The 2606-nt window shown below is 57.6% G+C and carries 4 protein-coding genes; all 4 read left to right on the top strand.

From position 1 onward, the window contains the following. A partial coding sequence (locus Q0331_RS04470; protein ID WP_298075241.1) for a VWA domain-containing protein occupies positions 1 to 1273 on the top strand: 1273 nt, incomplete at its 5' end. Between the two features lie 55 nt (positions 1274 to 1328). Continuing rightward, on the top strand, positions 1329 to 1946 hold the full coding sequence (locus Q0331_RS04475; RefSeq protein WP_298075243.1) for a hypothetical protein: 618 nt from the start codon (positions 1329 to 1331) through the stop codon (positions 1944 to 1946). A gap of 68 nt (positions 1947 to 2014) precedes the next feature. After that, the gene (locus Q0331_RS04480; protein ID WP_005295682.1) at positions 2015 to 2182 is read left to right on the top strand and encodes a Trm112 family protein; all 168 of its coding nucleotides are present in this window, start codon (positions 2015 to 2017) and stop codon (positions 2180 to 2182) included. Positions 2183 to 2224: 42 nt separating this feature from the next. Next, positions 2225 to 2606 (top strand): tyrosine--tRNA ligase (tyrS, locus tag Q0331_RS04485; protein ID WP_298075246.1); only part of this gene is annotated, 382 nt, incomplete at its 3' end.

The following is a 2606-nucleotide window of genomic DNA, read 5'->3' on the forward strand; positions in this document are numbered from 1 at the left end:
TTCGCAGGGTGAAGATCACAGCATTGCCCGTTCGCCGGTAGCTTTGGGGCTCAAGCAAGACGTGGTGGATCGCCTCGGGTGGCGCAATAAGGACATTAAGTGGGCAGATATCGCTGATGCCGCAGCGCGTGGCGACCTGACTTTTGGCATGACGGACCCGCAGGAATCCAACTCCGGTTTCCTTGCCCTCCTTTCGGTAGCCGCGGAGTTCAGCGACTTCCCACAGGGGGTGGCTTTTGATTCTTCGCGGGTGACCATGGACGAGGGTCGTATGGAGGACTTTTTCTCTGGCCAGACGATCACTTCCGGGTCTTCCGGCTGGCTACGGGAAACTTTTGTGAAGAACCCGGGTAAGGCCGACGGGATCTTCAACTATGAGGCTGTTCTGCAGTCGATGAAAGAAAACGACGGCGTCGACATCGAGGTATTCGTCCCCGGTAATGCCGCGGGCGCTGCGGATTACCCCATCTCGGCACTTCGGAACCCCGGCGATCAGAAGGCCGATGAGGATGCTCAGGCGAGAGTAGAGGCCCTGGCAGATTGGTTTAGGGAGCACAGCGTGGAGGTAGGGGAGAAGACCTACCTGAACGTCTGGGGTGAGGACGCAGAGAACAAGGGCATACAGCGCTACTACGAATACCCGAAGTCCGAGGACCAGCTTGTCTCACTCGTTAGCCTGTATCGGGATCAACTGCGCCGACCCGCGGATAGTAACTTCCTACTGGATACTTCTGGTTCGATGCGGGGCAACCGCTTGGCGGATCTAAAGAACATCCTGAATAAGCTCATCGACGGCACCGCCGGCGAAAACAATAACCCGAAGGGGTTTACCCGCCGAGAGACGATTACCCTCATGCCCTTCAGTAGCAAGGTTGCGGACGGGTACACGCAGGAGAACTACGACCCGGACAATGCACAACAGAAGCAGGATCTGCGGGGTTACGTCAACGGCCTGCAGCCGCGCGGTGAAACCGCGATTTATGACGCCGTGTTGCGCGCCTACGATCGTGCGGGCGAGGGCGGTAGCCTGAATTCGATTGTGCTGATGACCGATGGCGAGTCGAACTCTGGCACGAGTCGCCAGGACTTCATCACAAAGATGACTCACAAGATGGCCGAGACTAACCACAAGATCCCGGTGTTTGTGATCCTGTACGGTGAGGCCAGCGAGGAGGAGATGAACTTCCTAGCAAACTTCACCGGCGGCAAGGTCTTCAACGCGCGTGGCGGTGACCTCGCCAAGGCGTTCGAAGAGATCCGCAGTTACCAATAAAGGTCAGAACGCAGTCCGCTAGTTTGGAACACAGACCGTTAGTTTGAAAGAAGCCGTGAACTCTAAGTACTCCCTAAAGATCATCGTCGCGCTTGTCGTGTTCGTCGCCGTGGTGGGTGCCCACGCTGCGGTGGGTCTGGGTTCTTTATGGCTAATCACGGCGGGAGCCCTCGCCGGTGTCGCCGGGCTTCTGACGCCCGAACGACAATCAAAAAAGGAATTGCAGGCTGCGCCGTCGAAGCCCAGCCCGGTTGTTTCTCCAGTTGAATCCCTGCTGGAAATGCGCACCCGAACCAAGCGGCTAAAGCAATCTATAAGGCTTTCGGGCGAACAGCGGCAGGAGTTTTTCGCGGATCTGGATCATTTCTTCAAAACTTGCAGGGACATTGTCCAAGAGTGGGATCACCTGGCAGCGGATTCCCCGCAAGAAGAAAAGGTTCGCCGCATTATGGATGTCTATTTCCCGGAGACCTGCAGAATCCTGGAAGAGATGCCGGGTGTAGCGCACCGGCAGGCGGTTGAAGATTTCCGCGCATCGCTGGCTGTCTTGCAGACCGAGATGGACGAGGTTCACCAGGCGATCCTGCAGGACAACCTCCGAGAGCTAAAGGACAATCGCACATTCTTGGAGCTGCAGTTCGGAGTACTGAATGACCCCGACGAACAAAGCTAGTAAGTATTGGGCGGCGTAGGGGGGCGTCACTAAGAAAGAAGCCCAAGCCACAGGCTAGAGTAGACAGCATGATTGACCAGAAGCTCCTAGAGATCCTCGCGTGCCCCATCGACAAGCAGCCGCTGGAGGATCACGGTGACTATTTGGTGAACCCCCGCCTGAACAAGGCCTATCCGGTGCAGGACGGCATCCCGGTATTGCTGGTCGAAGAAGCTAAAGACTGGCCCGTTAAGTAGCAACGCACAAAGAGCACAGAAGAAAAGCGAGAACGAGCACGCATGAGCGACAACAAGAACATCATCGACGAGCTGCAGTGGCGCGGCCTGATTAACCAGTCGACGGACCTGGAGGCGCTGAAGGAGGCCACGCAGAACCCCATCACGCTGTACTGCGGTTTCGACCCGACCGGTAGCTCCCTGCACGCGGGCCACTTGGTGCCGCTGATTATGCTGAAGCGCTTCCAGCAGTTCGGCCACCGTCCGATCACCCTGGCCGGCGGCGCGACCGGCATGATTGGCGATCCGCGCGACGTGGGCGAGCGCTCCATGCTGACCGAGGAGCAGATCGGTGAGAACATGGTGGCCATCAAGAAGCAGCTGGAGGCATTCGTCGACTTCGCTGAGGACAGCGATGTGGATAGCCCAGCCGTGATGGTGAACA

This window comes from uncultured Corynebacterium sp. (assembly GCF_937999985.1).
In the GTDB taxonomy this organism is placed as follows: domain Bacteria; phylum Actinomycetota; class Actinomycetes; order Mycobacteriales; family Mycobacteriaceae; genus Corynebacterium.